At 73.0% G+C, this 26435-nt stretch carries 27 protein-coding genes; 5 read left to right on the top strand and 22 right to left on the bottom strand.

Going from position 1 to position 26435, the window contains the following annotated elements; translation table 11 throughout:
• Positions 1 to 6: 6 nt before the first annotated feature.
• Both ACFYYT_RS05425 and ACFYYT_RS05420 read right to left on the bottom strand, forming a co-directional pair.
• On the bottom strand, positions 7 to 600 hold the full coding sequence (locus ACFYYT_RS05425) for a DNA-3-methyladenine glycosylase I (RefSeq protein WP_351826123.1): 594 nt from the start codon (positions 598 to 600) through the stop codon (positions 7 to 9).
• A complete protein-coding gene (locus ACFYYT_RS05420) occupies positions 597 to 959 on the bottom strand; it encodes a DivIVA domain-containing protein (protein WP_351826122.1) in 363 nt (120 codons plus the stop codon). Before ACFYYT_RS05420 ends, ACFYYT_RS05425 begins: the two co-directional genes overlap by 4 nt.
• 76 nt (positions 960 to 1035) lie before the next feature.
• On the opposite strand from ACFYYT_RS05420, the gene folP reads away from it, so the two are divergent.
• Positions 1036 to 1896, top strand: coding sequence for a dihydropteroate synthase (folP, locus tag ACFYYT_RS05415; protein WP_351826121.1), 861 nt, complete (start codon positions 1036 to 1038; stop codon positions 1894 to 1896).
• A gap of 34 nt (positions 1897 to 1930) precedes the next feature.
• On the opposite strand, the gene ACFYYT_RS05410 is transcribed toward folP, so the two are convergent.
• Both ACFYYT_RS05410 and dapE read right to left on the bottom strand, forming a co-directional pair.
• Complete coding sequence (locus ACFYYT_RS05410; protein ID WP_351826120.1) at positions 1931 to 2689, bottom strand: TIGR00730 family Rossman fold protein; 759 nt, start codon at positions 2687 to 2689, stop codon at positions 1931 to 1933.
• A 64-nt stretch (positions 2690 to 2753) separates the two neighbouring features.
• The gene (dapE, locus tag ACFYYT_RS05405) at positions 2754 to 3833 is read right to left on the bottom strand and encodes a succinyl-diaminopimelate desuccinylase (protein ID WP_351826119.1); all 1080 of its coding nucleotides are present in this window, start codon (positions 3831 to 3833) and stop codon (positions 2754 to 2756) included.
• An 86-nt stretch (positions 3834 to 3919) separates the two neighbouring features.
• Here dapE and ACFYYT_RS05400 point away from each other — a divergent pair, with 86 nt between their 5' ends.
• Together ACFYYT_RS05400 and ACFYYT_RS05395 are read left to right on the top strand one after the other, a co-directional pair.
• Complete coding sequence (locus ACFYYT_RS05400) at positions 3920 to 4888, top strand: hypothetical protein (RefSeq protein WP_351826118.1); 969 nt, start codon at positions 3920 to 3922, stop codon at positions 4886 to 4888.
• Positions 4889 to 5182: 294 nt separating this feature from the next.
• On the top strand, positions 5183 to 5578 hold the full coding sequence (locus ACFYYT_RS05395; RefSeq protein WP_351826117.1) for an ATP-binding protein: 396 nt from the start codon (positions 5183 to 5185) through the stop codon (positions 5576 to 5578).
• 84 nt (positions 5579 to 5662) lie between these two features.
• On the opposite strand, the gene dapC is transcribed toward ACFYYT_RS05395, so the two are convergent.
• Entirely contained in the window at positions 5663 to 6757 is a 1095-nt protein-coding gene (gene dapC, locus ACFYYT_RS05390) for a succinyldiaminopimelate transaminase (RefSeq protein WP_351826116.1), read from the bottom strand.
• A 96-nt stretch (positions 6758 to 6853) separates the two neighbouring features.
• Entirely contained in the window at positions 6854 to 7186 is a 333-nt protein-coding gene (gene fdxA / locus ACFYYT_RS05385; protein WP_007266339.1) for a ferredoxin, read from the bottom strand.
• Positions 7187 to 7302: 116 nt separating this feature from the next.
• Here fdxA and ACFYYT_RS05380 point away from each other — a divergent pair, with 116 nt between their 5' ends.
• Both ACFYYT_RS05380 and ACFYYT_RS05375 read left to right on the top strand, forming a co-directional pair.
• Positions 7303 to 8301, top strand: coding sequence for a GNAT family N-acetyltransferase (locus ACFYYT_RS05380; protein WP_351826115.1), 999 nt, complete (start codon positions 7303 to 7305; stop codon positions 8299 to 8301).
• Positions 8298 to 9089, top strand: a complete 792-nt coding sequence (locus ACFYYT_RS05375) for a transglutaminase-like domain-containing protein (protein ID WP_351826114.1) — start codon at positions 8298 to 8300, stop codon at positions 9087 to 9089. The genes ACFYYT_RS05380 and ACFYYT_RS05375 overlap by 4 nt, the downstream gene beginning before the upstream one ends.
• 519 nt (positions 9090 to 9608) lie before the next feature.
• Here the strand turns inward: ACFYYT_RS05375 and ACFYYT_RS05370 are convergent.
• From ACFYYT_RS05370 to ACFYYT_RS05295, 16 genes are all read right to left on the bottom strand, one after another.
• Entirely contained in the window at positions 9609 to 10229 is a 621-nt protein-coding gene (locus ACFYYT_RS05370; RefSeq protein WP_351826113.1) for a response regulator transcription factor, read from the bottom strand.
• Positions 10226 to 11377, bottom strand: a complete 1152-nt coding sequence (locus tag ACFYYT_RS05365) for a sensor histidine kinase (RefSeq protein WP_351826149.1) — start codon at positions 11375 to 11377, stop codon at positions 10226 to 10228. Before ACFYYT_RS05365 ends, ACFYYT_RS05370 begins: the two co-directional genes overlap by 4 nt.
• Before the next feature lie 29 nt (positions 11378 to 11406).
• On the bottom strand, positions 11407 to 12159 hold the full coding sequence (locus ACFYYT_RS05360; RefSeq protein ID WP_351826112.1) for an ABC transporter permease: 753 nt from the start codon (positions 12157 to 12159) through the stop codon (positions 11407 to 11409).
• On the bottom strand, positions 12156 to 13106 hold the full coding sequence (locus ACFYYT_RS05355) for an ABC transporter ATP-binding protein (protein ID WP_351826111.1): 951 nt from the start codon (positions 13104 to 13106) through the stop codon (positions 12156 to 12158). Before ACFYYT_RS05355 ends, ACFYYT_RS05360 begins: the two co-directional genes overlap by 4 nt.
• 162 nt (positions 13107 to 13268) lie before the next feature.
• Positions 13269 to 15104 carry a hypothetical protein gene (locus tag ACFYYT_RS05350; protein ID WP_388606982.1) on the bottom strand — a complete coding sequence of 612 codons (1836 nt, stop codon included), beginning with the start codon at positions 15102 to 15104 and terminating at the stop codon, positions 13269 to 13271.
• A gap of 358 nt (positions 15105 to 15462) precedes the next feature.
• A complete protein-coding gene (locus ACFYYT_RS05345) occupies positions 15463 to 15846 on the bottom strand; it encodes a DUF6113 family protein (RefSeq protein ID WP_351828624.1) in 384 nt (127 codons plus the stop codon).
• Entirely contained in the window at positions 15843 to 16739 is an 897-nt protein-coding gene (gene mshB / locus ACFYYT_RS05340; protein WP_351828621.1) for an N-acetyl-1-D-myo-inositol-2-amino-2-deoxy-alpha-D-glucopyranoside deacetylase, read from the bottom strand. The genes ACFYYT_RS05345 and mshB overlap by 4 nt, the downstream gene beginning before the upstream one ends.
• A 22-nt stretch (positions 16740 to 16761) precedes the next feature.
• Positions 16762 to 16956: a hypothetical protein gene (locus ACFYYT_RS05335; protein WP_136213899.1), complete on the bottom strand. Its 195-nt coding sequence runs from the start codon at positions 16954 to 16956 to the stop codon at positions 16762 to 16764.
• A 375-nt stretch (positions 16957 to 17331) separates the two neighbouring features.
• Positions 17332 to 18414 carry a dipeptide ABC transporter ATP-binding protein gene (locus ACFYYT_RS05330; protein ID WP_351828618.1) on the bottom strand — a complete coding sequence of 361 codons (1083 nt, stop codon included), beginning with the start codon at positions 18412 to 18414 and terminating at the stop codon, positions 17332 to 17334.
• Positions 18407 to 19381, bottom strand: a complete 975-nt coding sequence (locus ACFYYT_RS05325) for an ABC transporter ATP-binding protein (protein ID WP_351828615.1) — start codon at positions 19379 to 19381, stop codon at positions 18407 to 18409. Before ACFYYT_RS05325 ends, ACFYYT_RS05330 begins: the two co-directional genes overlap by 8 nt.
• 15 nt (positions 19382 to 19396) lie before the next feature.
• The gene (locus ACFYYT_RS05320; protein WP_351828612.1) at positions 19397 to 20407 is read right to left on the bottom strand and encodes an ABC transporter permease; all 1011 of its coding nucleotides are present in this window, start codon (positions 20405 to 20407) and stop codon (positions 19397 to 19399) included.
• The gene (locus tag ACFYYT_RS05315; protein ID WP_351828610.1) at positions 20400 to 21323 is read right to left on the bottom strand and encodes an ABC transporter permease; all 924 of its coding nucleotides are present in this window, start codon (positions 21321 to 21323) and stop codon (positions 20400 to 20402) included. The genes ACFYYT_RS05320 and ACFYYT_RS05315 overlap by 8 nt, the downstream gene beginning before the upstream one ends.
• A gap of 30 nt (positions 21324 to 21353) precedes the next feature.
• Positions 21354 to 22994: an ABC transporter substrate-binding protein gene (locus tag ACFYYT_RS05310; RefSeq protein WP_351828607.1), complete on the bottom strand. Its 1641-nt coding sequence runs from the start codon at positions 22992 to 22994 to the stop codon at positions 21354 to 21356.
• A gap of 107 nt (positions 22995 to 23101) precedes the next feature.
• Positions 23102 to 24040, bottom strand: a complete 939-nt coding sequence (locus ACFYYT_RS05305; RefSeq protein WP_351828605.1) for a GNAT family N-acetyltransferase — start codon at positions 24038 to 24040, stop codon at positions 23102 to 23104.
• 300 nt (positions 24041 to 24340) lie between these two features.
• Positions 24341 to 25387, bottom strand: a complete 1047-nt coding sequence (locus tag ACFYYT_RS05300; protein WP_351828603.1) for a dipeptide ABC transporter ATP-binding protein — start codon at positions 25385 to 25387, stop codon at positions 24341 to 24343.
• The gene (locus ACFYYT_RS05295; protein WP_351828601.1) at positions 25380 to 26435 is read right to left on the bottom strand and encodes an ABC transporter ATP-binding protein; all 1056 of its coding nucleotides are present in this window, start codon (positions 26433 to 26435) and stop codon (positions 25380 to 25382) included. Before ACFYYT_RS05295 ends, ACFYYT_RS05300 begins: the two co-directional genes overlap by 8 nt.

Below are 26435 nucleotides of genomic sequence, written 5' to 3'. Positions count from 1 at the left end.
CCTCGCCTACGCCGCCGCCTGCGCCGTACGGGAGACGCAGCCCGCGAGGTGGTCGTTGACCAGCCCGCAGGCCTGCATCAGGGCGTAGGCGGTGGTCGGCCCGACGAAGCGGATGCCCGCCTTCTTCAGGGCCTTGGCCAGGGCCGTGGACTCCGGGGTCACCGCCGGGACGTCGGCGGTGGTCCTCGGGGCCCGGCCGGGCCGCTTCGGGGCGTGGGACCAGATCAGCTCGTCCAGCTCCCCGGGCCGCCAGCCCGCCAGCACCCTGGCGTTGGCGAGGGTGGCCTCGATCTTGGCCCGGTTGCGGATGATCCCCTCGTCCGCGAGGAGCCGTTCGGCGTCCGCCGGGCCGAAGGCGGCGACCTTCGCGATCTCGAAGGAGGCGAAGGCGCTGCGGAAGCCCTCGCGCCGGCGCAGGATCGTCAGCCAGGACAGCCCGGACTGGAAGGCCTCCAGGCAGAGCCGCTCGTAGAGCGCGTCGTCCCCGTGGACCGGCCTGCCCCACTCGGTGTCGTGATAGGCGACGTAGTCCGGCGTGGAGAGCCCCCACGGGCAGCGCGGCGCGCCGTCGGGTCCGGCGAGGAGCCCGGCGCCGCTCACCGCTCGTCCTTGCCGAGGTCGATCCCGTCGGCCGGCTCGGGGGCGGCGGCGGGCCGGGCGGCCTGCGGCGCGGCCGCGGCGGTCAGTTCGGCGATCCGCGCGTCGCGCTCGGCGAGCTCCGCGGCCAGCCGGTCGAGCACGTCGTCCACCTCGGCCATCCGGTAGCCGCGCGGCGCGAGCGGCAGCCGCAGGCCGTCGATGTCCGCCTGGACCACCGGGCGGCTCTCCGGCAGCGCGTCGGCCACCCGGTCCGGCTCGGCGTCGGGCAGGACGGCCTCCGTGCCCGCGCCGATCACCGCGAGGGTGACCGCGGCCACGACCACGACCAGCGCGATCAGCAAGAACCAGAACACGATCAACTCCCCTGAGAGACTCCGGCCACCAGGTTAAGGTCGCAGACGAGGCGAGCGGGTCGCCGAAGGAGGAAAGAGCGGGATGCTGCGACTGGGCAGGCGCGAGTTCGACACCCACGAGCCGGTGATCATGGCCATCGTGAACCGGACTCCGGACTCCTTCTACGACCAGGGCGCGACGTTCCGTGACGAACCCGCGCTGGACCGGGTCGAGCGGGCGGTGGCCGAGGGCGCGGCGATCATCGACATCGGCGGGGTCAAGGCGGGCCCGGGCGAGCACGTCGACGCGGCGGAAGAGGCCCGGCGCACGGTCGGCTTCGTGGCGGAGGTCCGCCGCCGCCACCCGGACGTGGTCATCAGCGTGGACACCTGGCGGCACGAGGTCGGCGAGGCCGTCTGCGAGGCCGGGGCGGACGTGCTGAACGACGCGTGGGGCGGGGTGGACCCCCGGCTCGCGGAAGTCGCCGCGCGCTTCGGGGCGGGCATCGTCTGCACCCACGCGGGCGGGGTCGAACCGCGCACCCGGCCGCACCGGACCTCGTACGAGGACGTGATGGAGGACATCCTGCGCGTCACGGTCGGGCTGGCGGAGCGGGCGGCGGCCCTGGGCGTCCCCCGGGAGTCGATCATGATCGACCCGGGGCACGACTTCGGGAAGAACACCCGCCACTCGCTGGAGGCCACCCGCCGCCTGGCGGAGATGACGGACACCGGCTGGCCGGTGCTGGTCTCCCTGTCCAACAAGGACTTCGTCGGCGAGACCCTCGACAAGCCGGTCAAGGAGCGCCTGCTGGGCACCCTGGCGACGACGGCCGTCTCGGCCTGGCTCGGAGCCCGGGTCTACCGCGTCCACGAGGTCGCGGAGACGAAGCAGGTCCTCGACATGGTGGCCTCGATCCAGGGCCACCGGCCCCCGGCGGTCGCCCGCCGGGGACTGGCCTAGGCCTGCTCCTCCGGATCCGGCCGGGCCGCTCGCCCTACTTGCCGACTTCCTTCGTCACCAGGGCGATGGCCTCGTCGACGTCGTCCGTGACGTGGAAGAGGTAGAGGTCCTTCTCCGAGGCCTTGCCCTGGGCGATGACCGTGTCGCGCAGCCAGTCGATCAGGCCCTTCCAGTACTCCGTGCCGAACAGCACGATCGGGAAGCGGGTGATCTTCTGCGTCTGTACGAGGGTCAGCGCCTCGAACATCTCGTCCAGCGTGCCGAGGCCGCCCGGCAGCACCACGAACCCCTGGCTGTACTTCACGAACATCGTCTTGCGGACGAAGAAGTAACGGAAGTTCAGCCCGAGGTCGACGTGCTGGTTGAGCCCCTGTTCGAAGGGGAGCTCGATGCCCAGGCCGACGGAGATCCCGTTCGCCTCGCGGGCGCCCTTGTTCGCGGCCTCCATCGCGCCCGGGCCGCCGCCGGTGATGACGGCGAAGCCGGCGTCGACGAGCGCGTGCCCGATCCGTACGCCCGCCTCGTACTCCGGCGAGTCCACCGGGGTGCGGGCCGATCCGAACACGCTGATCGCGGGCGGCAGCTCCGCGAGCGTGCCGAAGCCCTCGATGAACTCCGACTGGATGCGCAGGACCCGCCAGGGATCGGTGTGCACCCACTCGGAGGGCCCCGCCGAATCCAGCAGCCGCTGATCCGTCGTACTGCCCGCCTGCACCTGGCCCCGCCTGCGCAACACCGGCCCGAGCTGCTGCTCCTCGGGCCGACGGCCTGCCGAACCTCCGGGGTTGCCCATGATGTGCTCCCTCCTGCTGATCGTTGGATCAGGTTAGGCGCACGAAGGTGGCCGGAAGGGGAATTTACGAGGTCAGCCAGGCACGGAGTCGTTCTTCGCAGTGCAGGATGGCCTTCGTCTCGACGCGTTCGTCGACCTTGTGGGCCAGCAGGGCGTCGCCCGGACCGTAGTTGACCGCCGGCACGCCGAGGGCGCTGAAGCGGGACACGTCCGTCCAGCCGAACTTCGGCATGGCGCGGCCGCCGACCGCCTCCATGAAGGCCGCGGCCGCCGGGTGCGAGAGGCCGGGCAGGGCCCCGCCGGAGGAGTCGTCGACCTCGAACGCGTCGATGTCGCAGTCCGCGAAGACCTCCCGCACGTGCGCCAGCGCCCCGGCCTCGTCGCGGTCGGGGGCGTAGCGGAAGTTCACCGTCACCGTGCAGGCGTCGGGGATGACGTTGTTGGCGACGCCCCCCTCGATGCGGACGGCGTTGAGGCCCTCGTGGTACTCCAGGCCGTCGATGACGGGCTTGCGGGGCTCGTAGGCGGCGAGCTTCGCCAGGATGGGGCCCGCCGTGTGGATGGCGTTGGAGCCCATCCAGCTGCGCGCGGAGTGGGCGCGCTCGCCTCGGGTGCGCAGCAGGACGCGCAGGGTGCCCTGGCAGCCGCCCTCGACCTCGGCGTTGGAGGGCTCCAGCAGGACGGCGAAGTCGCCGGTCAGCCAGTCGGGGTGGGCTTCGGCGACCTTGCCGAGGCCGTTGAGGTCCGCGGCGACCTCTTCCTGGTCGTAGAAGACGAAGGTGAGGTCGCGGTTGGGCTCGGGGACCGTCGCGGCGATCTTCAGCTGTACGGCGACCCCGGACTTCATGTCCGTCGTGCCGCAGCCCCACAGGACGTCGTTCTCGTCCAGGCGGGAGGGGACGTTGTCGGCGATCGGCACGGTGTCGAGGTGGCCGGCGAGCACGACGCGCTCGGCGCGGCCGAGGTGCGTACGGGCGACGACGTTGTTGCCGTGGCGGTCGACGGTGAGGTGCGGCAGGCCGCGCAGCGCGTCTTCCACGAGGTCGGCGAGTACCTTCTCGTCGCCGCTCACGGAGGGGATGTCGACGAGCCGGGCGGTCAGCTCGGCAGCGTCCAGGGTGAGGTCCAGCTCGGATTCGGGCATGGAACCGACCCTAACCCCAGGGGTGCGCCGGGCCCGTGTCCGTCCGGACGATGGACGCGTCGTACGCCTCAAGTACGGTGGGCCGCGTGTCCGAGACCGATCGCTCCCGTCCCCGCCGCCGCAGGCCGCTCCGCGCGGTCCTGGCGCTGGCCGTCCTGCTCGCGGTGATCGGGTACTGCGTCGTGCAGCGCGCGTCCAACGGCGGTGGCACTCCGTACTGCACCGTCACGGCGACCGGCGCCGGAGCCGCGTCGGCGGGCACGGTGCAGTCGTACGAGATGACGCCCGAGCAGGCCTCCAACGCGGCGACGATAGCCGCGGTCGGGATCTCCAAGGGGCTCCCGGACCGGGCGGTGACCATCGCGCTGGCGACGGCGATGCAGGAGTCGGCGCTGCGCAACCTGGACCACGGCGACCGGGATTCGCTGGGCCTGTTCCAGCAGCGGCCGTCCCAGGGCTGGGGCACGCCGGCGCAGATCATGGACCCGGTGTACTCGGCGGGGATCTTCTACGACCGGCTCGCCGAGATCAAGGGCTATACGCGGCTCCCGCTGACGGTGGCCGCCCAGCGGGTGCAGCTGAGCGGCTTTCCGCAGGCCTACGCGAAGCACGAGCCGGACGCGACGGTCCTGACGGCCGCCTTCGGCGAGAGCGGCACCGCGGCCACCCTGACCTGCTCGGGCCCGGCCCCGGCGGCCGGGGACCCCGAGCGGGTCCGGGCGGAGCTGGCCCGGGCCTTCGGCAAGGAGGCGCTGGGCGGGGTCCGTGCCGGGTCGACGGCCGGCCGCTCCGGTGCGGGGGTCGCCACGGAGGCCGAGATCACCCTCCGGCTGAAGAAGGACGGCGGGCCGGTCGAGGCGCGCCGGGCCCGGGCGATGGCGCACTGGGCGGTGGCCCGCTCGGCGGACCTGGGGATCGGCCGGGTCTCGTACGGCACGTCGGGCTGGGTCGCGGGCGGCGAGGGGGGCCGCTGGCAGCCCCGCACCCCCGGCGGCCGGGACCCGCACGACGCGGCGCCGGACGAGGTCCGGATCTTCGTGACCCGCCGGGGCTGAGCCGGGCGGAGCCGACCCCGGCTGGGCTGCCGCGCGCGGGAGCTGCCGCGCGCGGCCCGGAGGCGGAGGAGGACCGCTCGCGCGTACGGGTCCTCACCCGTACGGGGGTGGCGGGCCGGCCGCGCGGGGGCGCCGGACACGGACAGAAGGCCTGGTGGGCGCACATCCGGTGCGTTTGTCGCGGAAGCCGATTAAACGATGCGTTGCCGATCCTTTACCCACCGGGTCCGCAACTCCACCCACCCCGGGAGCGGTTGTACACGGCGTACTCAGCCGCTACCGCTTAGGAGCATCATGTCCCTCCCCCTGACCCGCCGGATCGCCCGCGCCGCGCTTCTCCTCGCAGCCGGTACCGCTCCCGTGGTCGGTGCGGCCGGCGCGGCCAGCGCCGCGGGCCTGGAATCCGTACCGCTGCTGGGCGCCGTCACCGCACCGGACGCCTCCTCCGCCACCCAGGCCGTGGGTGCCGTCACGGAAGCCGTCCCGGCCGGCGCGACCCAGGCCGTCCCCGCCGCCGCTCCCGCCGCCGCGGTGGCGGGCGACGCGGGCGGCATGCTGGGCGGCCTGCCGGTCGCCGGGCAGCTGCCGGTGAAGGACCTGCCCGTGAAGGACCTGCCGGTGAAGGACCTGCCCGTCGGCCAGCTGCCGGTGAGCACCCTGCCCGTGGGCGGGCTGCCGCTCGGCGGCTGACCGCCGCGGAACACGCCGAAGGGGCCGGGAGCGCGAACTCCCGGCCCCTTCGGCCCGTTCGGGGCCGGCGGCCTCGTCGAGGCCTCAGCCCAGGCGCTTGACCGCCGCCGCGACCCGCTCGTCGGTGGCGGTGAAGGCGACCCGGACGAACCGCGCGCCGGCCTCGCCGTAGAAGTCGCCCGGCGCGACCAGGATCCCGAGGGAGGCCAGGTGCGCGACGGTGTCCCAGCAGGGCTCGTCCCGGGTCACCCACAGGTAGAGGCTGGCCTCGCTGTGCTCGACGCGGAAGCCGTGCGCCTCCAGGGCCGTGCGCAGCGCCTCGCGGCGGGCGGCGTAGCGGCCGCGCTGCTCCTGGACGTGGGCGTCGTCGCCGAGGGCGGCGACGACGGCGGCCTGGACGGGGGCGGCGGTCATCATGCCGCCGTGCTTGCGGATCTCCAGCAGCTCGCCGAGGACGTCGGCGTCACCGGCGATGAACGCGGCCCGGTAGCCCGCCAGGTTGGACCGCTTGGAGAGCGAGTGGACGGCCACGATGCCCTCGTAGGAGCCGCCGCAGACCTCGTCGTGCAGGACGGAGACGGGCTCGGCCTCCCAGCCGAGTTCGAGGTAGCACTCGTCGCTGAAGAGCAGGACGCCGTGCTCGCGCGCCCAGGCCACGATCCGGATCAGCTCCTCCTTGGGGAGGACCTTCCCGGTCGGGTTGGACGGGGAGTTGAGCCACAGCAGCTTCACGCCGGCCGGGTCGAGCTCGGTGGGATCGTCGTAGACCACGGCCTCGGCGCCGCACAGGCGTGCGCCGACCTCGTAGGTCGGGTAGGCGAGGCGGGGGTAGGCCACCTTGTCGCCGGCGCCCAGGCCCAGCTGGGTGGGCAGCCAGGCCACGAGTTCCTTGGAGCCGACCACGGGCAGCACGTTGCGGTGTCCGGCCGCGCTCGCGCCGAGCCGGCCGCGCAGCCAGCCGGTGATCGCGTCGCGCAGGGCGGGCGTCCCCCAGACCGTCGGGTAGCCCGGGGAGTCCGCGGCGCCGGTGAGGGCGCGCTGGATCAGCTCGGGGACCGGATCCACCGGCGTGCCCACGGAGAGGTCGACGATGCCGTCCGCATGGGCCGCCGCCGTGGCCTTGTACGGCTCCAGCTTGTCCCAGGGGAAGGCGGGAAGACGGTCGGAAACTGCGGCCACGGTGGTCTCTGCTCTCTCTGGGTGGCGGGTGAAACGGCTCGGTCCCGTGCGGCGTGGGTGCCGTACGGGACCGAAGGGCGCGTCTGCCGTGAACGGTCAGTGCTCGCCGGCGTTGATGTCGGCGGGCAGTGCGGCGACGAAGGGGTGGTCGCGCTCGATCAGACCGAGCTTGGAGGCGCCACCGGGCGAACCGAGCTCGTCGAAGAACTCGACGTTCGCCTTGTAGTAGTCCTTCCACTCCTCCGGGGTGTCATCCTCGTAGAAGATGGCCTCGACCGGACAGACCGGCTCACACGCGCCGCAGTCGACGCACTCGTCCGGGTGGATGTACAAGGACCGCTGGCCCTCGTAGATGCAGTCGACGGGGCACTCTTCGATGCATGCCTTGTCCTTGACGTCGACACAAGGCTCCGCGATGACGTAGGTCACGCTCTCGTTCCTCCTCGGTAGGGCTGTCCATTCGCGCGGGAGCGCGGCGTCGTCGATGCCCGCACCTAGTATCTCCGTTCCCGGGCACGATCCGAACAGGAGGGGCGGACAGAGCTGTGGAAATCACTGCCGGAGGACTGCTGGAGATCCGTATCACCAAGGCTGACGTGGGGAAACGAGTCTCTGTACGACGGGTGGAGGAGGGGGGTCGGGTACCCCCCGTCTTCATGGACACCGTCGGGGTTCTCACATCCTGGAACGAGGGTGTGCTCACGATCACACGCAAGGACGGCGTGTCCGTCCGCATCGCGGAATCCTTGCTGGTGGCGGGCAAGACCGTGCCCCCGGCACCGGCCCGGCGCAGGGGTCCCGCGGCCTCCTTCGAGGAGCTCGCGCGGATCACGGCGCGGGCCTGGCAGCCGCTGGAGAGCGAGGCCCTGGGCGGCTGGACCCTGCGGGCGGCCGACGGGTTCACCCGGCGGGCCAACTCGGTGCTCCCGCTCGGCGACCCGGGGATACCCCTGGACGAGGCGCTCGCGCGGGTGAGCGCCTGGTACGCGGAGCGCGGCCTGCCCGCGTACGTCCAGGCGGCGACGGGCGCCGTCGGCACGCAGGAGCTGCTCTGCGCGGAGCTGGAGCGGCGCGGCTGGGTCAACGAGGTCTCCGCGGAGGTCCGTACCGGGGCGCTCGCGCCGGTCGGCGAAGCGGCGGACCGGGCGGACGAGGCGGCGGTGTCGGCCGTGGCGCTGACCCGGGCGCCGGACGAGGACTGGCTGGCCCGCTACGGGAAGGTCCGGGATCCGGAACTGGCCCGGCGGATGCTGGTCGAGGGGCCGTCGGTGTGGTTCGCCTCCCTCGACGGCGGCCGGGCGATCGGACGCTGCGTGGTGGACGGGCGCTGGGCCGGCTTCGCGGCGGTGACGGTCGATCCCGCGCGGCGGCGGCAGGGGCTCGCCACGGTCGTGATGACGGCGCTGGCGCGGCGGGCGCTGGAGGAGGGCGCGTCGGCCGGGTGGCTCCAGGTGGAGACCGGCAACCCGGGCGCGCGGGCCCTGTACGACGGGATGGGCTTCGCCACGCACCACGCCTACCACCACTTCCGGGCCGCCCGGTGAGCGCGGCGACGCGGGAGCTGTTCGCGGCGGAGGCCCGCTCCGAGCGGCCCGACCTCGCGCGGCTGTGCCTGCTGCTGGCCGCGGAGGCCGACCCGGGGCTCGACGAGCGGGCCATGGACTGGGCGCAGATCGAGCTGGACCGGCTGGCGGGGATGCTGCCGTACGGGCTGCGGGGCGCGCGGGCGTGGGCCTCGGCGGTGACCGAGCTGTTGGGGGGCCGGATGGGCTTCCACGGCACGCCGGCCGACTACGACCGGCTGTCGTCCTCCCTGCTGCACGAGGTGCTGCGGCGCCGGCGGGGGCTGCCGATCCTGCTGTCGGTGGTGTGGCTGGAGGTGGCCCGGCGGGCCGGGGCGCCGGTGTACGGGCTGGGGCTGCCGGGGCACTTCGTGATCGGTTTCGGGGACCCGGAGGAAGGGGTCGTCGCGGACCCGTTCGCGGGCGGGGCCTCCTTGGGGGCCGGGCCGGCGGAACTGGCGGCGGGGCCGCGGACGCCCGCCCGGACCCTGGACATCGTGCTGCGGATCCTGAACAACATCCGGGTGTGGGCCTCCTCGCGGCCCGAGCAGTCGGGGGTCGCGCTGTGGGCGCTGGACCTGTCGCTGCTGCTGCCGTCGCATCCGGCGGCGCTGCGGTACGAGCGGGCGCGGCTGCTGGTGGAACGCGGGGCGTTCCGGGAGGGGGCGGGGGAGATGGAGGCGTACGCGGAGGTCATGGACGCGGTCGACGCGGACGCGGCGGCCCGCATCCGCGCGGAAGCCGTCTCGGCCCGCGCCCTCCTGAACTGACCCCCTCCTCCGGACGCGGGGGCCGTCTCCGGGGCCCCGCCCGCGCGGCCGGCCCTGACGGGCCGCACGGCCTCGGGCCGGGGCCCGGCCGGCGGGCGCGGGTGGGGTGCCGCTGCGCGGAGCCGTCCCCTACCCGCCCTTCCCCCGTTCCCGCCTCAAACGCCGGCGCGGCTGCAAACGGGGCGGCGCCCCCAGCTCAGAAAGCCGGGCCCGGGGCCGTGGCCCGGGCCCGGCCCAGGACCCGGAGCACGTGGAGCGGGCCCGGGGCGCAGGCCCGGGGCGCAGGCCAAGGGCGCAGGCCAAGGGCGCAGGCCAAGGGCGCAGGCCAAGGGCCCGGGCCAGGGGCGCGGATCGGGGGCCCGGACCAGGGGCGCGGATCGGGGCGCGGATCGGGGCGCAGGCCAGGGGCCCGGGCCAGGGGCCCGGGCCAGGACCAGGGCCCGGGGTGCGGATCGGGGCTGCGGCCCCGGCCCGGGGCGGGGGGCTACCCCCGCCCCGGGTATGGGGCGGGGGTGGGGGTCAGAGCCAGCCTTTTTCGCGGGCCACGCGGATCGCCTCCGCGCGGTTGCGCGAGGCGAGTTTCTGGATCGCCGTCGAGAGGTAGTTGCGGACCGTGCCCTGCGAGAGGTGCAGGCGGGCCGCCAGTTCGGCGTTGGTCGCGCCGAACTCCGCCGCCCGCAGCACCTCCCGCTCCCGGTCCGTCAGCGGGTTCGCGCCCTCCGCCAGGGCCGCCGCCGCGAGCGTGGGGTCGATGACGCGCTCCCCCGCCAGGACCTTGCGCACCGCCGCCGCGAGCTGCGCGGCCGGCGCGTCCTTGACCAGGAACGCGGAGGCACCCGCCTCCATCGCGCCGCGGAGGTAGCCGGGCCGGCCGAAGGTGGTCAGGATGACGATCTTGAGGGAGGGTTCGGCCCTGCGGAGCTCCGCCGCGGCTTCGATGCCCGTCATGCCCGGCATCTCGATGTCCAGGAGGGCCACGTTCACGTCGTGGCTCCGGGCCGCGGCCAGGACCTCGTCGCCCCGCGCGACCTGCGCCAGCACCTCGATGTCGGGCTCCAGCCCCAGCAGCGCGGCGAGGGCCTCGCGGACCATCGACTGGTCCTCGGCCAGCAGGATGCGGATCGGGGTGGCTTCGGTCATGAGGGCGATCCTAGGGGGACTCGGGCCAGTACGCGGAAGCCCGTCTTGCCCGCCGGGCCCGCCGACAGGCTGCCGCCGACCGCTTCCAGCCGTTCGGTGAGACCGGTCAGACCGTTGCCGGGGACGGCCCCGCCGCCCGCGCCGTCGTCGGTCACGGCCAGCTCCATCACCGGGCCGGCCAGCGTCTGGCTGGACGTCAGGGTGACGGTGCAGCGCTTGGCGCCGCTGTGCCGGACCACGTTCGTCACGGCCTCGCGCAGCGACCAGGCGAGGGCGGACTCCGTCTCCTCCGGCAGTTCCGCCGGGGTCCCGGCCGGCAGGTCGGCCACGACCCCGGCCGCGGTCAGCGCCGTCCGGGCGCCCGCCAGTTCGCCGGGCAGGGTCGGCCGCCGGTAGCCGCTCACGGCCTCCCGTACGTCGACCAGCGCCTGCCGGCAGACCTTCTCGATGTCGGCCACCTGGAGGGCGGCCCGGTCGGGGTGCTCCGGCAGCATCCGGCCCGCGAGCTCGCTCTTCAGCGTGATCAGCGACAGCGAGTGGCCCAGCAGGTCGTGCAGGTCCCGGGCCATCCTCAGGCGTTCCTCGTTCGCGGCGAGCTGCGCCACCGTGGCCCGGGCCTCGCGCAGCTCCATGGTGGTGCGGATCATCGCGCGGACCCCGACCATCGCGAAGCCGCCCATCAGGGCCGGGATCAGCAGCCCGGCCAGGTACTGGTCGCCGCCGGGCACGGCCAGGGCCGTCGCGGTGAGCAGGGCGGTGGCCCCGGGGACCGTCCAGCGGGAGTACTCCCCCGGCAGCGCGGCCCCGGAGGAGATGGACACGTAGACGAAGAGGACGAGCCACTCCCGGCCCAGGGTCAGGGACAGGACGGTGGCCTGCGCGGCGAGGACGGCCAGCGAGAGCAGCACCTTCGGGACGGCCACCTGGCGTCCCGTCCGCAGGACGAGGATCAGGTACCAGGCCACGAAGGCCGCGAGGCCGAGGGCGCCCAGGAGCCGGGCCCCGGTGCTGTGGCCGCCGCTGACCAGGTCGGCGACCGGGGCGCTGAGGTAGAAGAGCCACAGGCCCGTCCAGGTGAGCTTCACGATCTGGTGGCGCCGGGTCTCGGGGCGCACCCCGATGCGGACGCCGCCCGTCGCCCGGCCCATGTACTCGTCCTCGTGCACCGACACTGCCGTCACGCCTTCAGTGAGTCCTTGCGGTACAGCCAGGCGGCCGCACCGGTGAAGAGTACGAAGTACCCGGCGAGGATCGCCACGTCCCCGGCGTGCGGCGCACCGCCCAGCTCGATGGCCTGGCCGAGGCCCGCGTAGGCGTGGGTCGGCAGCCACTCGCAGATGTTCTGGAGCCACTGCGGGAAGTTCGCGGTGGGCATCCACAGGCCGCCGAGGATCGAGAGGCCGAAGTAGAACAGCATCGTGATCGGGCGGACGGTGTCCCCGCTGGCCAGGTAGCCGATGGCCACGCCCAGCGCGGCGAAGACGAGACTGCCGGCCCAGATCGAGCCGGTGAGGGCGAGCCACTGCCAGACCTCGAAGCGCACGCCCTTGGCCCCGGCGGCTACGGCGAAGACGACCAGGATGGCCGGAAGCGACAGCACGCCCGCGCTGGCGGTCTTCGCGAGGACGTAGCCGCGGCCGGGCAGGGCGGTCAGGCGCAGCTGGCGGACCCAGCCCTGCTCCCGCTCCTTGGCGATGCGTTCGCTGTTGCCCATCAGGACGGCGGTCAGGGCGCCGAAGGAGGCCATGGCGACCATGTAGAAGGCGGGCATCGTCAGTTCGGTGCCCATGACCTTCGTCTTGCCGGGCAGGGTGCCGCCCAGCATCAGGAAGAGGGCCGCCGGGTAGAGCACGGTGAAGAACAGGTACTTCTTGTTGCGCAGCGCGCGGGTGATCTCCAGCTTGACCAGCTGGTACGTTCCGGCGTTCATCGGGTGGCCTCCTCGGCCTCGGTGAGGGCGATGAAGGCCTGCTCCAGGCCGAGGCCCGCGACCTCCAGGTTCCGGGGGTACAGGCCGAGCGCGTACACGGCGTGGACGGTCGCGTCGGCGTCGCTCGACTGGAGCTTGACGGTGGCGCCGTGCCGTTCGAAGGCGGTCAGGCCCGGCAGGGCGCGCAGGGTCTGCTCGTCGGTGTCCGCGTCGAGGTCGTCGAGGTCGAAGGAGACCTTGCGGGCTCCGGCCTTCGCCTTGATCTCGGCGGCGGTGCCGTCGGCGAGGAGCCGGCCCTTGTTGAGGACGAGCACCCGGTCGGCGATGGCGTCCGCCTCTTCCAGGTAGTGGGTGGCGAACAGGACCGTGCGGCCCTGGGCGGCCTGCTCGCGCATCGTGGCCCAGAAGGCCTGGCGGGAGGTGACGTCCATGCCGGTGGTGGGCTCGTCGAGGACGATCAGGTCGTTGTGGCCCGCGGTGGCGAGGGCGAAGCGGACCCGCTGCTCCTGGCCGCCGGAGAGCTTGTTGACCTTCCGCCCGGCGATGTCGGCGACCCCGGCGCGGGTGAGGACCTCGTCCACGGGGAGCGGACGGGGGTGCAGGGCGCAGCCGAGCGCGACCAGCTCGCGTACGGTCACCTCCTCCATCAGGCCGCCGCTCTGGAGCATCGCGCCGACCCGGCCGGCCGCGAGGGCCTCGCGGGGGCTGGTGCCGAAGAGGCGGACCTCGCCGGAGTCGGCGGGGCGCAGGCCCAGCAGGAGGTCGAGGGTGGAGGATTTGCCCGCGCCGTTGGGGCCGAGGAGTGCGACGGTCTCGCCCGGGTGGAGTTCGAGGGTGAGGCCGTCGACCGCACGCACCTTGCCGTAGCTCTTGGTCACGTTCTGGAAGCTCACCACCGGGTCGTCGGTGGTGGCCGGGGCGGCGGGGTGCGCCGTCGTCGTCGTCATGTCCCAAGGTTCGCCCGTACGGGGGTGGGCCCGGCAGTGTCCTCGGTCGTGACTGCGGCATGACGGATGTCATGCCGTGGACATGACGCGAACACGCCGCGGCCCCTCCCGGATTCCGGGGAGGGGCCGCGGCGGGGGTGCGGGCGGCGCGAGCGCGGCGCGTCAGCTGGCGTTGGTGTCGATCGTCGCGGTCCGCTCGGCGGGGGTCTTGCCGAGGAGCGCCTTGCCGAGGGCGCCGACGACGTCCTGCGGGGTGACGGCGGTCTTCGCGCCGGTGCCCCGCGTGATCATGATCCCGTCGAAGGTGTTGCCGTAGGTCGCCTTCAGGGCCTCCAGGTCGTACTTCTCGACGAGGTGGCCGTTGACCGGGGTCATGCTGAGGATCTTGGGCAGGGACTTGGCGCCGAAGGGCAGGGACTTGGTGCCCGCCTTGACGATCGCGGGGCCGGACATCGCCGGTTCGGCGAACTCCTTCATCGCCCGGTCCAGTTCCGCCTGGGTGATGGTGGGTTCCCTGGTGGCGGTGGGCAGTTCGACGGGCGCCGCCTTGCCGGTGGCGACCAGCTCGCGGAAGGCCTCGGTGACCTTGGCGACGGAACCGTCGACGTCGAGGCTGGTGCCCGCCTTGCCGGGGACGGCGACGGGCTTGCCGGAGTCGAACTTGATGGTGCCCTCGGTGGCGGAGCCGGCGGTGCCGGCCAGTTCCTGGAGGGCGACGCGCAGCTTCTCCTCGTCGACGGGCATGACGGCGGTGGCCGTGCGCTCGACGCCGAAGAGCGAGCCGATGACGGTGACGGGGTTGTAGTCGCTGCCCGCCGCGTTGCGGACCGTGGTCTGGCTGTCGAGGGTCAGGCCGGCCTTCTCGGGCTTCAGCTCGACCTGCTTGCCGCCGACGCTGAGCTGGAGCGGGGCCGCGGCGCGGGCGCCGAAGGCGGCCTGGACCTTGGCGACGGCCTCGTCGCGGCTGCCGCCGATGTCCTGTCCGAGGACGGTGGTGCCCTTGGGGACGTCGGAGTGGTTCAGCAGCAGGCCGGCGCCGTAGGTCACGCCGCCGAGGAAGACGAGGGCGCCGCCGAGCAGGACCAGCTTGGAGCGGCCCTTCTTCTTGGCGGGCTGGGCGGACGTGGCGGGCTTGGCGGGCTTGGCGGGCTTGGCGGGCTTGGCGGGCTTGGCGGCCGCGGGCCGGGCGGCCTTGGCGGCCTTCTTGCCCGCCGGGGCCGGGGCGGGCACGGGGACGGTCTGCCGCGGCGGCTGCGGGCCGGGGGGCGGCGAGACCGGGCCGGGCACGGGGCCCGGGGTGTCCGGGGCCTCGGGTCCGGGCCAGCGCGGGGGCTCGTCGGCCCGTACGGGGACGGTCCCCATCGCGGGTCCGCCGGTCGGCCCGTCGGGTTCCGCGAAGGCCGGGAAGGCCTCCGTGACGGGGCCGCCGTCGTACGCCGGGTACGCGGGCGCGCCGACGCCGGGGCCACCGGGCACGGGGGCGGGCGCGAACCCGCCGCCGCTGCCGTGCGGGGCCGGGGCCGGGGGCTGCGGGTTCCCGGGCACGGGGGCGGGCGGTGCGAAGCCCGCGCCGGGGCCCGCCGGGGAGCCGTAGCCCGCGCCGGGCGGTGCGGGGGCCGGGGCCGGCGCGGGAGCCGGTGCCGGGGCGGGCTCGGGGGCCGGGGCCGAGGACTTGCGCGGGGCGAACCAGTTGCTGGCCGGCTCCGGCGCGCCGCCCTGGCCGGCCGGTGCGCCCGGCGCGGGCGGCCGGCCCGCTCCGGCCGGGGCCGGCGGGAGGGCCGGGGCCGGCGCGGCGGGCGGGGCCTGGCGCGCCGGGGCGGGGGCGGGTGCCTGCGCGGCGCCGTCCCGCTCCGGGGCGGGGGCGCCGCCCTTGACGGGCTTGCGCACGACCACGGGCGGGATCGGCCGCGAACCCGGGATGTTGATCCGGATCCGGGTCGTCAGGGTGGTCTCGGTCTTCGGCCCGTCGTTGTCGGGCGTGGACGGGTTCGACGTCACAGGGTTCTCCTCCGGGGCGGTCGTCGCGCCGGGCCCGGTCGGCACAGTCGTGGACGGCGGGCGGCCGGTTCCGTACGGCGGTGTACCCGAGGGGTAGGCGGCTCCACCGTGCCCGTGGGGCCCGGGGGACGAACTGTCAGTTTCACGACTCAAGGCAGGTTCTCCCGGTTGGCTCCGCCGCCCGTCATACCGTGCGCGGGCAGCTCGGCGGCCCGTCCACCATACTGGCCGCCGCCCGCGCGCAACTGTCCACCGGGAATCAAGGGTTCCTCTTCGCTCGCCGAGCCCCCGCTCCCGAGGGTGCGTCAAACCCCCGCAACCCGTCCCCGATCGGGGAACGGCGGAGTTCGGCCGGGCCTCAGCCGCGGGGCCGGGAGGCCGGAACCGGCCCCTCTAGGGCGCCGCGCATCGTGGCACAGATCACAGCGACCACACATCCCCCCAAAAGGTATGCGTACATACCGATTCCGGAGGAACCGAGCAGGAAGTCCCCTTCGGGGCGCGGGAGGCTGAGCAGGACGTAGGACAGGAACCAGCCGGCCGCCGCCGCCCCCACCCCGAGCCCCGTGCCGAGCGCGATGCGGGCGCCGAGGAAGAGGCCGGCCAGGGCCAGCAGTCCGAGCAGCAGCCCGGCCGGGAACCAGAGGTCCACCACGAGCCAGCCGGCCGCGCCGGTGAGCACGCCCAGGACGAACAGGCCGAGCAGCGCGGCGATCCGGCCGGGGGTCCAGGACGCGTTCACGCCTCCACCCCCGCGAAGAGGTCGCGCTCGCGGGTGCCGGCCGGCGCTCCCGGCCGGCCCGCGGCGAGTTCGTAGTACTCCCGGACGAACAGCGGCTGGGCCAGGTCGTTGGAGAGGGCGAAGAAGGGTCCGTCGACGGCGATCTGGGTGGCGTGCGCGCGCATCGCGGCCTCCTTGGCCCCGACCAGGCGGCCGCCCTCGTCGTCGCCGATCTCGGCGGTGATCCGCTCGTCGTCGACCACGCCGGGGACGTCGTCCAGGCTCGCGGTGCCGGGGAAGGCGGCCCCGGTGGCACGCAGGTGCGCGAAGCCCTCCTCCGCCACCGAGCGCGGGACCCGGTTCCAGTACAGCTTCGCGACCGCGTGCGGGGCGCCGAGCCCGGGGCGGTACGCGGCCTCGGCGGCCAGCTCCGCGCCGCGGGTGGCGACGCGGTGGGCCTGGATGTGGTCGGGGTGGCCGTAGCCGCCGTCGGGGTCGTAGGTGACGAGCACCTGCGGGCGCAGCTCCCGGATCACCTCGGCGAGGTACCCGGCGGCCTCGTCCAGGTCGGCGGACCAGAAGGCGCCGGGCCGGGTGTTCTGCGGGGCGCCCATCATCCCGGAGTCCCGGTAGCGCCCGGCGCCGCCGAGGAAGCGGTGGTCGGCGACCCCGAGCTCCTTCATGGCGGCGGCGAGTTCGCCGGCCCGGAAGGGGCCGAGCGCGTCGTCGCGGTCCGGCGCCAGGTGCGCCAGCTCCGCCGGGATGACCTCGCCCTCCTCGCCGAGCGTGCAGGTCACCAGCGCGACGTGGGCACCCTCGGCCGCGTACTTGGCCATGGTGACGCCGTTGTTGATCGACTCGTCGTCCGGGTGCGCGTGCACGAGGAGCAGACGACGGGCGGGAAGACCGTTCATGGGCCCAGCCTACGATCAGCGGCTACAGCTTGAGGCCACTGATCATGCTCGCCACGTTGGACGTGAGCTGGCTGAGCGTCGGAGCGATCGTCGAGCTCGCCAGGTAGAACCCGAGCAGCACGCAGACAAAGGCGTGCCCCGCCTTCAGTCCCGACTTCCGGACCAGAAGGAAGACGACGATCGCCAGCAGCACCACGGCCGAGATCGAGAGTGCCACGGCGTTTCACCTCCACGTCGAGCGGACATCGGTACGCGTACTCGTGCTCGGCGAAGTCATACCCACCGTGCGCTACGGATCATAACTATCCGTACCAGCGCATCGATCGAATTCCGGCAGCACGAGGGGCGCATGCCGCGCACGTACGGGGGCATACGGGGCCGTTCGGCGGGGCGCCGCGGCTCCCGGGAGCGCCGGAGGGGCCCCTACGGACGTTTCCCGGCCAGTCCGGCCGGTTCCGAACTCGGGGCAGAATCGGTCAAGTCACCCTAGCCCGAAGCGCGTTGAGGTGGCCGGAACCCGATCGGGGGCTCCCGGGCACGGTGGCGCAAAATAGCCGGTCGGCCGGCCGGGCTCCGGCACGCTCCCCCGGCCCTAGGCCCCCGCGTCCCGGGGCGGCGCACCCGCCGGCGGCGCGGGCGCACCCGGGGGCGGGGGCGCGGGCGGCACCACCTGCTTCTCGGCCGCGAAGTGACAGGCCGACGGATGGGCGGCCGGGCCCGAGGTGAAGACGGCCGGCACCGCCAGCAGCGGCACCTCGGTGGCGCAGCGCGCCTCCGCCTTCCAGCACCGGGTGCGGAAGCGGCAGCCCGAGGGCGGGTTCGCCGGGGAGGGGACGTCCCCGGACAGGATGATCCGCTCGCGGTGGGCGCGCGCCCCGGGGTCCGGGACGGGCACGGCGGAGAGCAGCGCCTGGGTGTACGGGTGGGTGGGGTGGTCGTAGATCTGGGTGTCGGTGCCGATCTCGGCGAGCCGGCCGAGGTACATGACGCCGACCCGGTCGGAGATGTGCCGGACGATCGAGAGGTCGTGCGCGATGAACACGTAGGAGAGGTCGAACTCGTCCTGGAGGCGGGCCAGCAGGTTGACCACCTGGGCCTGGACGGAGACGTCGAGGGCGGAGACGGGCTCGTCCGCGACGATGACCTCGGGGCGCAGGGCGAGGCCGCGGGCGATGCCGATGCGCTGGCGCTGGCCGCCGGAGAACTGGTGCGGGTAGCGGTTGATGTACTCGGGGTTGAGGCCGACCACGTCGAGCAGGTCCTGGACCTTGCGGCGCCGGTCGCCCTTGGGGGCCACCTCGGGGTGGATCTCGTACGGCTCCCCGATGATGTCGCCGACCGTCATGCGCGGGTTCAGCGAGGTGTACGGGTCCTGGAAGACCATCTGGATGTTGCGCCGGACGGCCTTCAGGGCCCGGCCGGACAGCTTGGTGATGTCCTGGCCCTTGTACGAGATCGAGCCGGCGGTCGGGCGTTCCAGGTTCACCAGCATCTTGGCGACGGTGGACTTGCCGCAGCCGGACTCGCCGACGATGCCGAGGGTCTCGCCCTGCGCGAGGTCGAAGGAGACCCCGTCGACGGCCTTGACCGCGCCGATCTGCTTGCGGAAGAGAATGCCCTGGGTGAGCGGGTAGTGCTTGACCAGGTCGCGGACCTCCAGGATGGGCTCAGCCACCGAGGCACTCCTTCCAGAAGAAGCAGGCGCTGGCCCGGTCCGGGGCGACCTCCGCCAGCGGCGGGACCTCGGCGCGGCAGGCGGCCCGGGCCATCGGGCAGCGCGGGTTGAAGGCGCAGCCGGGCGGGATGTGCAGCAGGTTGGGCGGCAGGCCCTTGATGGCGTACAGCTCTTGGCCCTTCTGGTCCAGGCGCGGGATGGAGTCGAGCAGGCCGCGGGTGTAGGGGTGGGCGGGGGCCCCGTAGATGGCGTGCACGGGCGCCGACTCGACGATGCGTCCGGCGTACATGACGGCGATCTTGTCGGCGACGTCGGCGACGACGCCGAGGTCGTGGGTGATCAGGATCAGGCCCATGTTGAGTTCGCGCTGGAGCTCGGCGAGCAGGTCCATGACCTGGGCCTGGACGGTGACGTCGAGGGCGGTGGTGGGCTCGTCGGCGATGATCAGGGAGGGTTCCAGGGCGAGCGCCATGGCGATCATGATGCGCTGGCGCATGCCCCCGGAGAACTGGTGCGGGTAGTCCCCCACCCGCTCCTTCGCCGCCGGGATCCTGACCCGGTCCATCAGCTCGACGGCCTTGGCCCGGGCGTCCTTGCGGGACATCCCGCGGTGGACCTCGTACATCTCGCCCAGCTGGGCGCCCACGCTGAGCACGGGGTTGAGGGAGGAGAGGGCGTCCTGGAAGATCATCGCCATCTCGGCGCCGCGGATCTTGCGGCGCTCGTCCTCCTTCATCTTCAGGAGGTCCTTGCCCTTGAAGAGGATCTCGCCGCCCGCGATCCGGCCCGGCGGCACCTCCAGGATGCCCATCACGGCCTGGGCGGTGACGGACTTGCCGGAGCCGGACTCGCCCAGCACGGCGAGGGTCTCGCCCTCGGCGACCGAGTAGTTCACTCCGTTGACGGCCTTGGCGACGCCGTCGCGGGTCTTGAACTCCACGTGCAGGTCGCGGACTTCGAGCAGCATCTCCCGACTCACTCCTCAGCGCAGCTTGGGGTCGAGGGCGTCGCGCACCGCGTCGCCGAGCATGATGAAGGCGAGCACGGTGATGCTCAGCGCACCGGCGGGATAGAGCAGCATGTGCGGGGCGTTGCGGATCTGGGAGGCGGCGTTGGAGATGTCGATGCCCCAGGAGACGGTGGGCGGGCGCAGGCCCACGCCGAGGAACGACAGGGTCGCCTCCAGCGCGATGTAGGTGCCCAGGGCGATGGTGGCGACGACGATGACGGGGGCGACGGCGTTGGGCGCCACGTGCCGCAGCATCATGCGGGCGTTGCCGGCGCCGAGGGCGCGGGCGGCCTGGACGTAGTCGTTCTGCTTGGCGGTGATCACCGAGCCGCGGGCGATGCGCGCGAGCTGCGGCCAGCCGAGCAGCACGATGAAGCCGACGACGGGCCACACGGTGGTGCTGGTGACCACGGAGAGGAAGACCAGGCCGCCGAGGATGACGGGGATGCCGAAGAAGATGTCGGCGACCCGGGAGAGCAGGGCGTCGCCCCACCCGCCGAAGAACCCGGCGAGCCCGCCGAGCAGCGAGCCGAGCAGCGTGGCGCCGAGCGTGGCGCAGACGCCGACGGTGATGGAGGCGCGGGCCCCGTAGACCGTACGGGTGTAGACGTCGCAGCCCTGGGTGTCGTAGCCGAAGGGGTGGCCGGGCTCGGGGCCCTGCTGGGACTTGGACAGTTCGCAGTGCAGGGGGTCGCCGCTCGCGATGAGCTGGGGCCAGATCGCGATGACGACGAGGAAGAGGATCAGCAGCGAGGAGATGAGGAAGACGGGGTTGCGGCGCAGCTGGTGCCAGGCGTCGGACCAGAGGCTGCGCGCCTTCTCGCGGGGGCCGCTGCCGGGCCCGGGTACCTTCTCCAGGCTCTCGGCCTCCTCCAGGGCGAGGTCTATGGCCCCTCCCTGGCCGGTGGGCGAGACCGCCTCGCGCGGGCGGGGGCCCACGGGGTCGTACCCGCCGGGGCCTTCGGGACGCTCAGGGTCAGGCATACCGGATCCTCGGGTCCAGGACCGCGTAGAGCAGGTCGACGAGCAGGTTCGCCAGCAGGAAGACGATCACGAGGATGGTCACGAAGCCGACCACCGTGGGGGCGTTGTTGCGCAGGATGCCCTGGTAGAGCTGGTAGCCGACGCCGTGGATGTTGAAGATCCGCTCGGTGACGATGGCCCCGCCCATCAGGGCGCCGATGTCGGTGCCGATGAAGGTGACGACGGGGATCAGGGAATTGCGCAGCAGGTGGCGGGTGACGACCCGGTGGCGCGGCAGGCCCTTGGCGGTGGCGGTGCGGACGTAGTCGGCCTTCACGTTCTCGGCGATGGAGGTCCGCGAGAGCCGGGTGACGTACGCGAGGGAGACGAGGGCGAGGACGATACCGGGCAGGATCAGCTCGCTGAAGGGGGCCTCCGGGGAGACGGTGGGCCGCACCCAGCCCCATTTGACGCCGAAGAGGTACTGGAGCAGGTAGCCGGTGACGAAGGTGGGCACGGAGATCACGACGAGGGTGAGGACGAGCACGGAGGTGTCGACGGACTTGCCCCGGCGCAGCCCGCTGACCACGCCGAGGGTGATGCCGACGACGATCTCGATGAGGATCGCGACGATGGTCAGGCGCAGGGTGACGGGGAAGGCCGAGGCCATCAGATCGGTGACGCTCTGCCCGTTGAAGGCCGTGCCGAAGTCCCCCTGGAAGATCTGCCCCATGTAGTGCAGGTACTGCTTCCACAGCGGCTGGTCGAGGTACAGGTCCTTGCGGATCCGGGCCGCGGTGGCGGGGTCGGGGGCCTTGTCCCCGAAGAGGGCCGCGACGGGGTCGCCGAGCGCGTACACCATGAAGAAGATCAGGAAGGTGCTGCCGATGAACACCGGGATCATCTGGAGCAGCCGCCGGATCACATAACGTCCCATGGACTGCTCCAGGATCGATCCGGTGGGGGGTCAGCTGACCTTGATCTGGTTGTAGACGGGGACGCTGAACTGGTTCAGGGCGACTTCGGAGATCCGCTCGGAGTGCCCGGCGCTGCCGTTCTGGTACCAGAGGGGGATGGACGGCATCTGCTCGGCGAGGATCTTCTCCGCGTCCTGGAACTTCCCGACCGCCTTGGCGGCGTCGCTCTCCTGGTTGGCCTCGTCGACGAGCTTGTCGAACTCCGGGCTGCTGAACTTGCCGTAGTTCGAGGAGGCGCCGGTGTAGTACAGCGGCTGGAGGAAGTTCTGGATCAGCGGGTAGTCGGCCTGCCAGCCCGAGCGGAAGGGGCCGGTGAGCTTGAAGGCGCTCTGCTGGTTGCGGAAGTCCGCGAACGTGCCGACGGGGTTGACGGTGCAGACCGGTCCCTCGCCGAGCGCGTTGTTGACGCTGTTGCAGACGGCGTCCATCCAGTCGCGGTGCGAGCCGGTGTCCACGTTGGAGGTCAGCGTGACCTTGCCGCCGGGCAGGCCGCCGGCCTCCTGGATGAGCTTCTTGGCGGCCACGGGGTCGAACTTGCAGGCGTCCCCGCAGGCGGTGGCACTGAAGCCGCCCTTGGCGCCGAGGGCCGGGGAGGTCCAGTCCTTGGCGGGGGTGCGGGTCTCGCGGAAGATCTGCTGGGTGATCTCGTCGCGGTTGATGGCCATCGAGATGCCCCGGCGGACCTTCTCCATGCCCTCCTTGGCCCACTGCGGGTCGTACAGCGGGAAGGTGAGGGTCTGGATGATGAGGGCGGGCTGGTTGATGTACCGGTCGCCGAGGTCGTTCTTGACGTTCTTCAGCTGCTGCGCCGGGATGTCGTCGACCAGGTCGAGGTTGCCGGAGATCAGGTCCGTGTACGCGGTGTTGTTGTCGGTGTAGACCTTGAGGTCGACGCCGCCGTTCTGCGCCTTGTCCTCGCCCGTGTAGCCGTCCCAGGCGCGCAGCTTCATCCCGGTGCCCTTGGTGTACGAGTCCACCGTGTACGGGCCGTTGCCGACGGGCTTGTTCAGCCAGGCGGCGTGGTCGGTGAAGAAGGCCTTGGGCAGCGGCGAGAAGGCCTGGTAGCCGAGGGTCTCGGGCCAGGTGGAGAACTTCGACTTCAGGGCGACGGTGAAGGTCCGGGCGTCCTTGACGACCAGCCCGGACATGGTCTTGGCCTTGGGCTCACCGGAGGCCGGGTGCAGGTCCGCGTAGCCGACGATGTCGGAGAAGAACGGCGAGTTGTTCTGCTTGTTGCGCACGTCCGCGCCGTAGTTCCAGGCGTCCACGAAGGACTGCGCGGTGACCGGCTCGCCGTTGCTGAACTTCCAGCCGTCCTTCAATGTGATGGTGAAGTTCTGGCTGTCCGTGGTGTCGATCTTCTCGGCGAGCATGTTCCTGGCCTCGCCGGTCTTCGGGTCGTAGCGCTTGAGGCCCCGGAAGAGCATGTCGAGGACCTTGCCGCCCTGCACCTCGTTGGTGTTGGAGGGCTCCAGCGGGTTCTGGGGGTCGCCCCAGGAGGAGCTGATGATCCCATCGGCACCGCCACCGCCACCGCCACCGCCGCTGTCGCTTCCGCCGCCGCAGGCCGTCGCCGCGAGGGCGACGGCCACCGCACATGCGGCCCACTTGGCGTGGGTGGCTCCGCGCATGGAGTGCCTCCTAGGGGTACCGGGACTCGCTTCGGGGCCAATGTCACCCCATGGGAGTCCCGGCACACCCCCGGTTCGACCGATTGCACCCCCGCGCCCCCCGGCTGTCACCCCTGCGAGTGCAAAGCCAGCTCCCAGGTGTCCACGGCGTAGTGCGGCCGCATGCCGTGCGCCTCGTAGAGCGCGAGCGCGCCGGTTTCGTTGGCGGTGTCCACCCCCAGGCCCACCGTGTCCCGGCCGCGGGCCGCGTAGGCGGCGAAGCCGTGGCGCAGCAGGAAGCCGCCGATGCCGCGGCCGCGCAGGCCCTCCCGTACGCCGAGGTGGCTGAGCCAGCCCATGCTGGTGCGGTCGTCGCGGGTCAGGAGCACGGCCGCGTCGCCCTCGCCGGGCAGGCTCGCGATCCACACCAGGGACCAGTCGAGGGCGCGGGCGTCGAGGTGGTCCAGCCAGGGCCCGTACGCGCGCGGGGCGTGGCCGAAGTGAGCGGCGAAGGTCTCCTCGACCAGGGCGTGGGCCCGGCGGCGGTCGGCCTCGTCGGCCCCGCAATGGCGCAGGACGAGGCCCGGGGGCGTGGCGGGCGCCGCGGCGTCGGCGGGGGTGAGCCGACGGGTCATCACCTGGTGGCGGCGCACGGTGCGGTAGCCGCGGCCGGTGAGGAGGGCGGGGTCGAGGGTGGGGGCGACGCCCAGCTGGATCCGCAGCCGCGGCCGGGCGGCCCCGGCGGCCATCGCCCGGGCGCGGGCCTCCATCAGCTCCAGCAGCCGCACGGCCGCCCCGGGCCGGCCGGGCAGGACGTAGTGGTCGCCGTCGATCCGGCCGGGCCCGGAGTCGTTCCAGACGAGGGCGTATGCGACGGGCCGGCCGCCCTGGAGGGCGAGCCAGGAGTCGGTGGCCAGGTCCACGCCGGGGTGGTTGAGATCGGCCTCCACGGTGCCGAGGTCGGTTTCGGGTCTGCCGATCTCGATGACGTCGACGGCGTTGAGCAGTGCGCAGATGTCCAAGGCGTCCCCGGGGCCGGCGGGCCGGACGGTCAGCGTGTCGGTCATCGGCCCACTCTCGGCCGCGCCCGGGGGCGCCCGCAAGCCGCGTTCGCGGCAGGCAGGGGGGGGGAACGCGCCGGGGGGGGCCCGGGGGGGGGGGGGCGCCCCCGCGGCCCCGGGGGGGGGGGGGGGCGGGGCGCCCCGCCCGGCCCGCGCGGGCGCCCGCCCGCGGGGGCCCGCCCCCGCGCGGGGGGGCGGGGGGGGCCGCGCGCGGGGGGGGCGGGGGGCGGGGGGGGGGGCCCCGGCGGGGGGGGCCCGGGGGGGGGGGGCCCCGGCCCGGGCGCCCCGGGATGCGTACGGAGGGGGTCAGACGGCCAGGACCGCCTTCTCCTCCGCGAAGTGGCACGCCGACTCGTGGGCGGCCGGGGTGTTCACGCCCTGGAAGCGCGTCGGGATCGCCAGCAGGGGCTCCTCCGTGGCGCACTTCTCCTCGGCCTTCCAGCAGCGGGTGCGGAAGCGGCAGCCCGAGGGCGGGTTGGCGGGCGAGGGGACGTCACCGGTGAGGATGATGCGCTCGCGGGCGTCGCGGACCTCGGGGTCCGGCACCGGCACGGCGGAGAGCAGCGCCTGCGTGTACGGGTGGGTCGGGTGCTCGTAGATCTCGGCGTCGGAGCCGATCTCGGCCATCTTGCCCAGGTACATGACGCCGACGCGGTCCGAGATGTGCCGGACGATCGAGAGGTCGTGCGCGATGAAGAGGTAGGACAGGTTGAACTCGTCCTGGAGCTTCCCCATCAGGTTGATGACCTGCGCCTGCACCGACACGTCGAGCGCGGAGACCGGCTCGTCGCAGATGATGATCTCCGGGTTGAGCGCGAGGCCGCGGGCGATGCCGATGCGCTGGCGCTGGCCGCCGGAGAACTGGTGCGGGTAGCGGTTGATGTACTCGGGGTTGAGGCCCACGACGTCCAGGAGTTCCTGGACCTTGCGGCGCCGGTCGCCCTTGGGAGCCACCTCGGGGTGGATCTCGAAGGGCTCCCCGATGATGTCGCCGACCGTCATGCGCGGGTTCAGCGAGGTGTACGGGTCCTGGAAGACCATCTGGATGTTGCGGCGGACGGCCTTCAGGGCGCGGCCGGACAGCTTGGTGATGTCCTGGCCCTTGTAGAAGACCTCGCCGGCGGTGGCCCGCTCCAGGTTCATCAGCAGCTTGGCGACGGTGGACTTGCCACAGCCGGACTCGCCGACGATGCCGAGGGTCTCGCCCTGGTACAGGTCGAAGGAGATCCCGTCGACGGCCTTGACCGCGCCGACCTGCTTCTTGAACAGGATGCCCTGGGTCAGCGGGAAGTGCTTGACGAGGTTGCGGACCTGGAGGATCGGCTCGCCCTTGGGCTTGGTGACCTCAGCCATGGATCTGCTCCTTCCAGAAGTGGCACGCGCTGCTGCGGCCGGGCAGCTCGCCGCCGTCGCGCTCGGTCACCTGGTGCAGGACCGGCACGTCCGTACGGCAGATGTCCTGCGCCTTGGGGCAGCGCGGGTTGAAGGCGCAGCCCGTGGGGATGTTCAGCAGGTTGGGCGGGAGGCCCTTGATCGCGTAGAGCTCCTGGCCCTTCTGGTCCAGGCGCGGGATCGAGTCCAGCAGGCCCCGCGTGTACGGGTGCGCCGGGCGCTTGTAGATCTCGTGGACCGGGGCGTTCTCGACGATCCGGCCGCCGTACATGACGGCGATCTTGTCCGCGACGTCGGCGACGACGCCGAGGTCGTGGGTGATCAGGATCAGGCCCATGTTCATCTCGCGCTGGAGCTCCGCGAGCAGGTCCATGACCTGGGCCTGGACCGTCACGTCGAGAGCCGTGGTGGGCTCGTCGGCGATGATCAGGTCCGGCTCCAGGGCCATCGCCATGGCGATCATGATGCGCTGGCGCATACCGCCGGAGAACTGGTGCGGGTAGTCACCCACGCGCGCCTTGGCGGCGGGGATCTTCACCCGGTCCATGAGCTCGACGGCCTTGGCCGTGGCGTCCTTCTTGGACATCCCGCGGTGCACGCGGAACATCTCGCCGAGCTGGGCGCCGACGGTGTGCACCGGGTTCAGCGAGGACAGCGCGTCCTGGAAGATCATGGCGATCTTCTGGCCGCGGATCTTGCGGAAGTCCTCGGCCGGGAGCTTCAGCAGGTCCTGGCCCTGGAACAGGATCTCGCCGTGCGGGATCCTGCCGGGCGGCATGTCGAGGATGCCCATGATGGCCTGCGCCGTCACGGACTTGCCCGAGCCGGACTCGCCGAGGACGGCGAGGGTCTCGCCGGCGTTCACGGAGTACGAGACTCCGTTGACGGCCTTGGCGACTCCGTCGCGGGTGTGGAACTCGACGTGCAGGTCGCGCACTTCGAGCAGGGGGGTCCCCTCCGGCGCCGAACGGGGCGCGGGGACGTTCGAGGTCTTGTCGATGATGGTCAA

This window comes from Streptomyces sp. NPDC002032 (assembly GCF_042890765.1).
Classification (GTDB): domain Bacteria; phylum Actinomycetota; class Actinomycetes; order Streptomycetales; family Streptomycetaceae; genus Streptomyces.
This window is presented reverse-complemented; position numbering and strand designations above follow the sequence as displayed.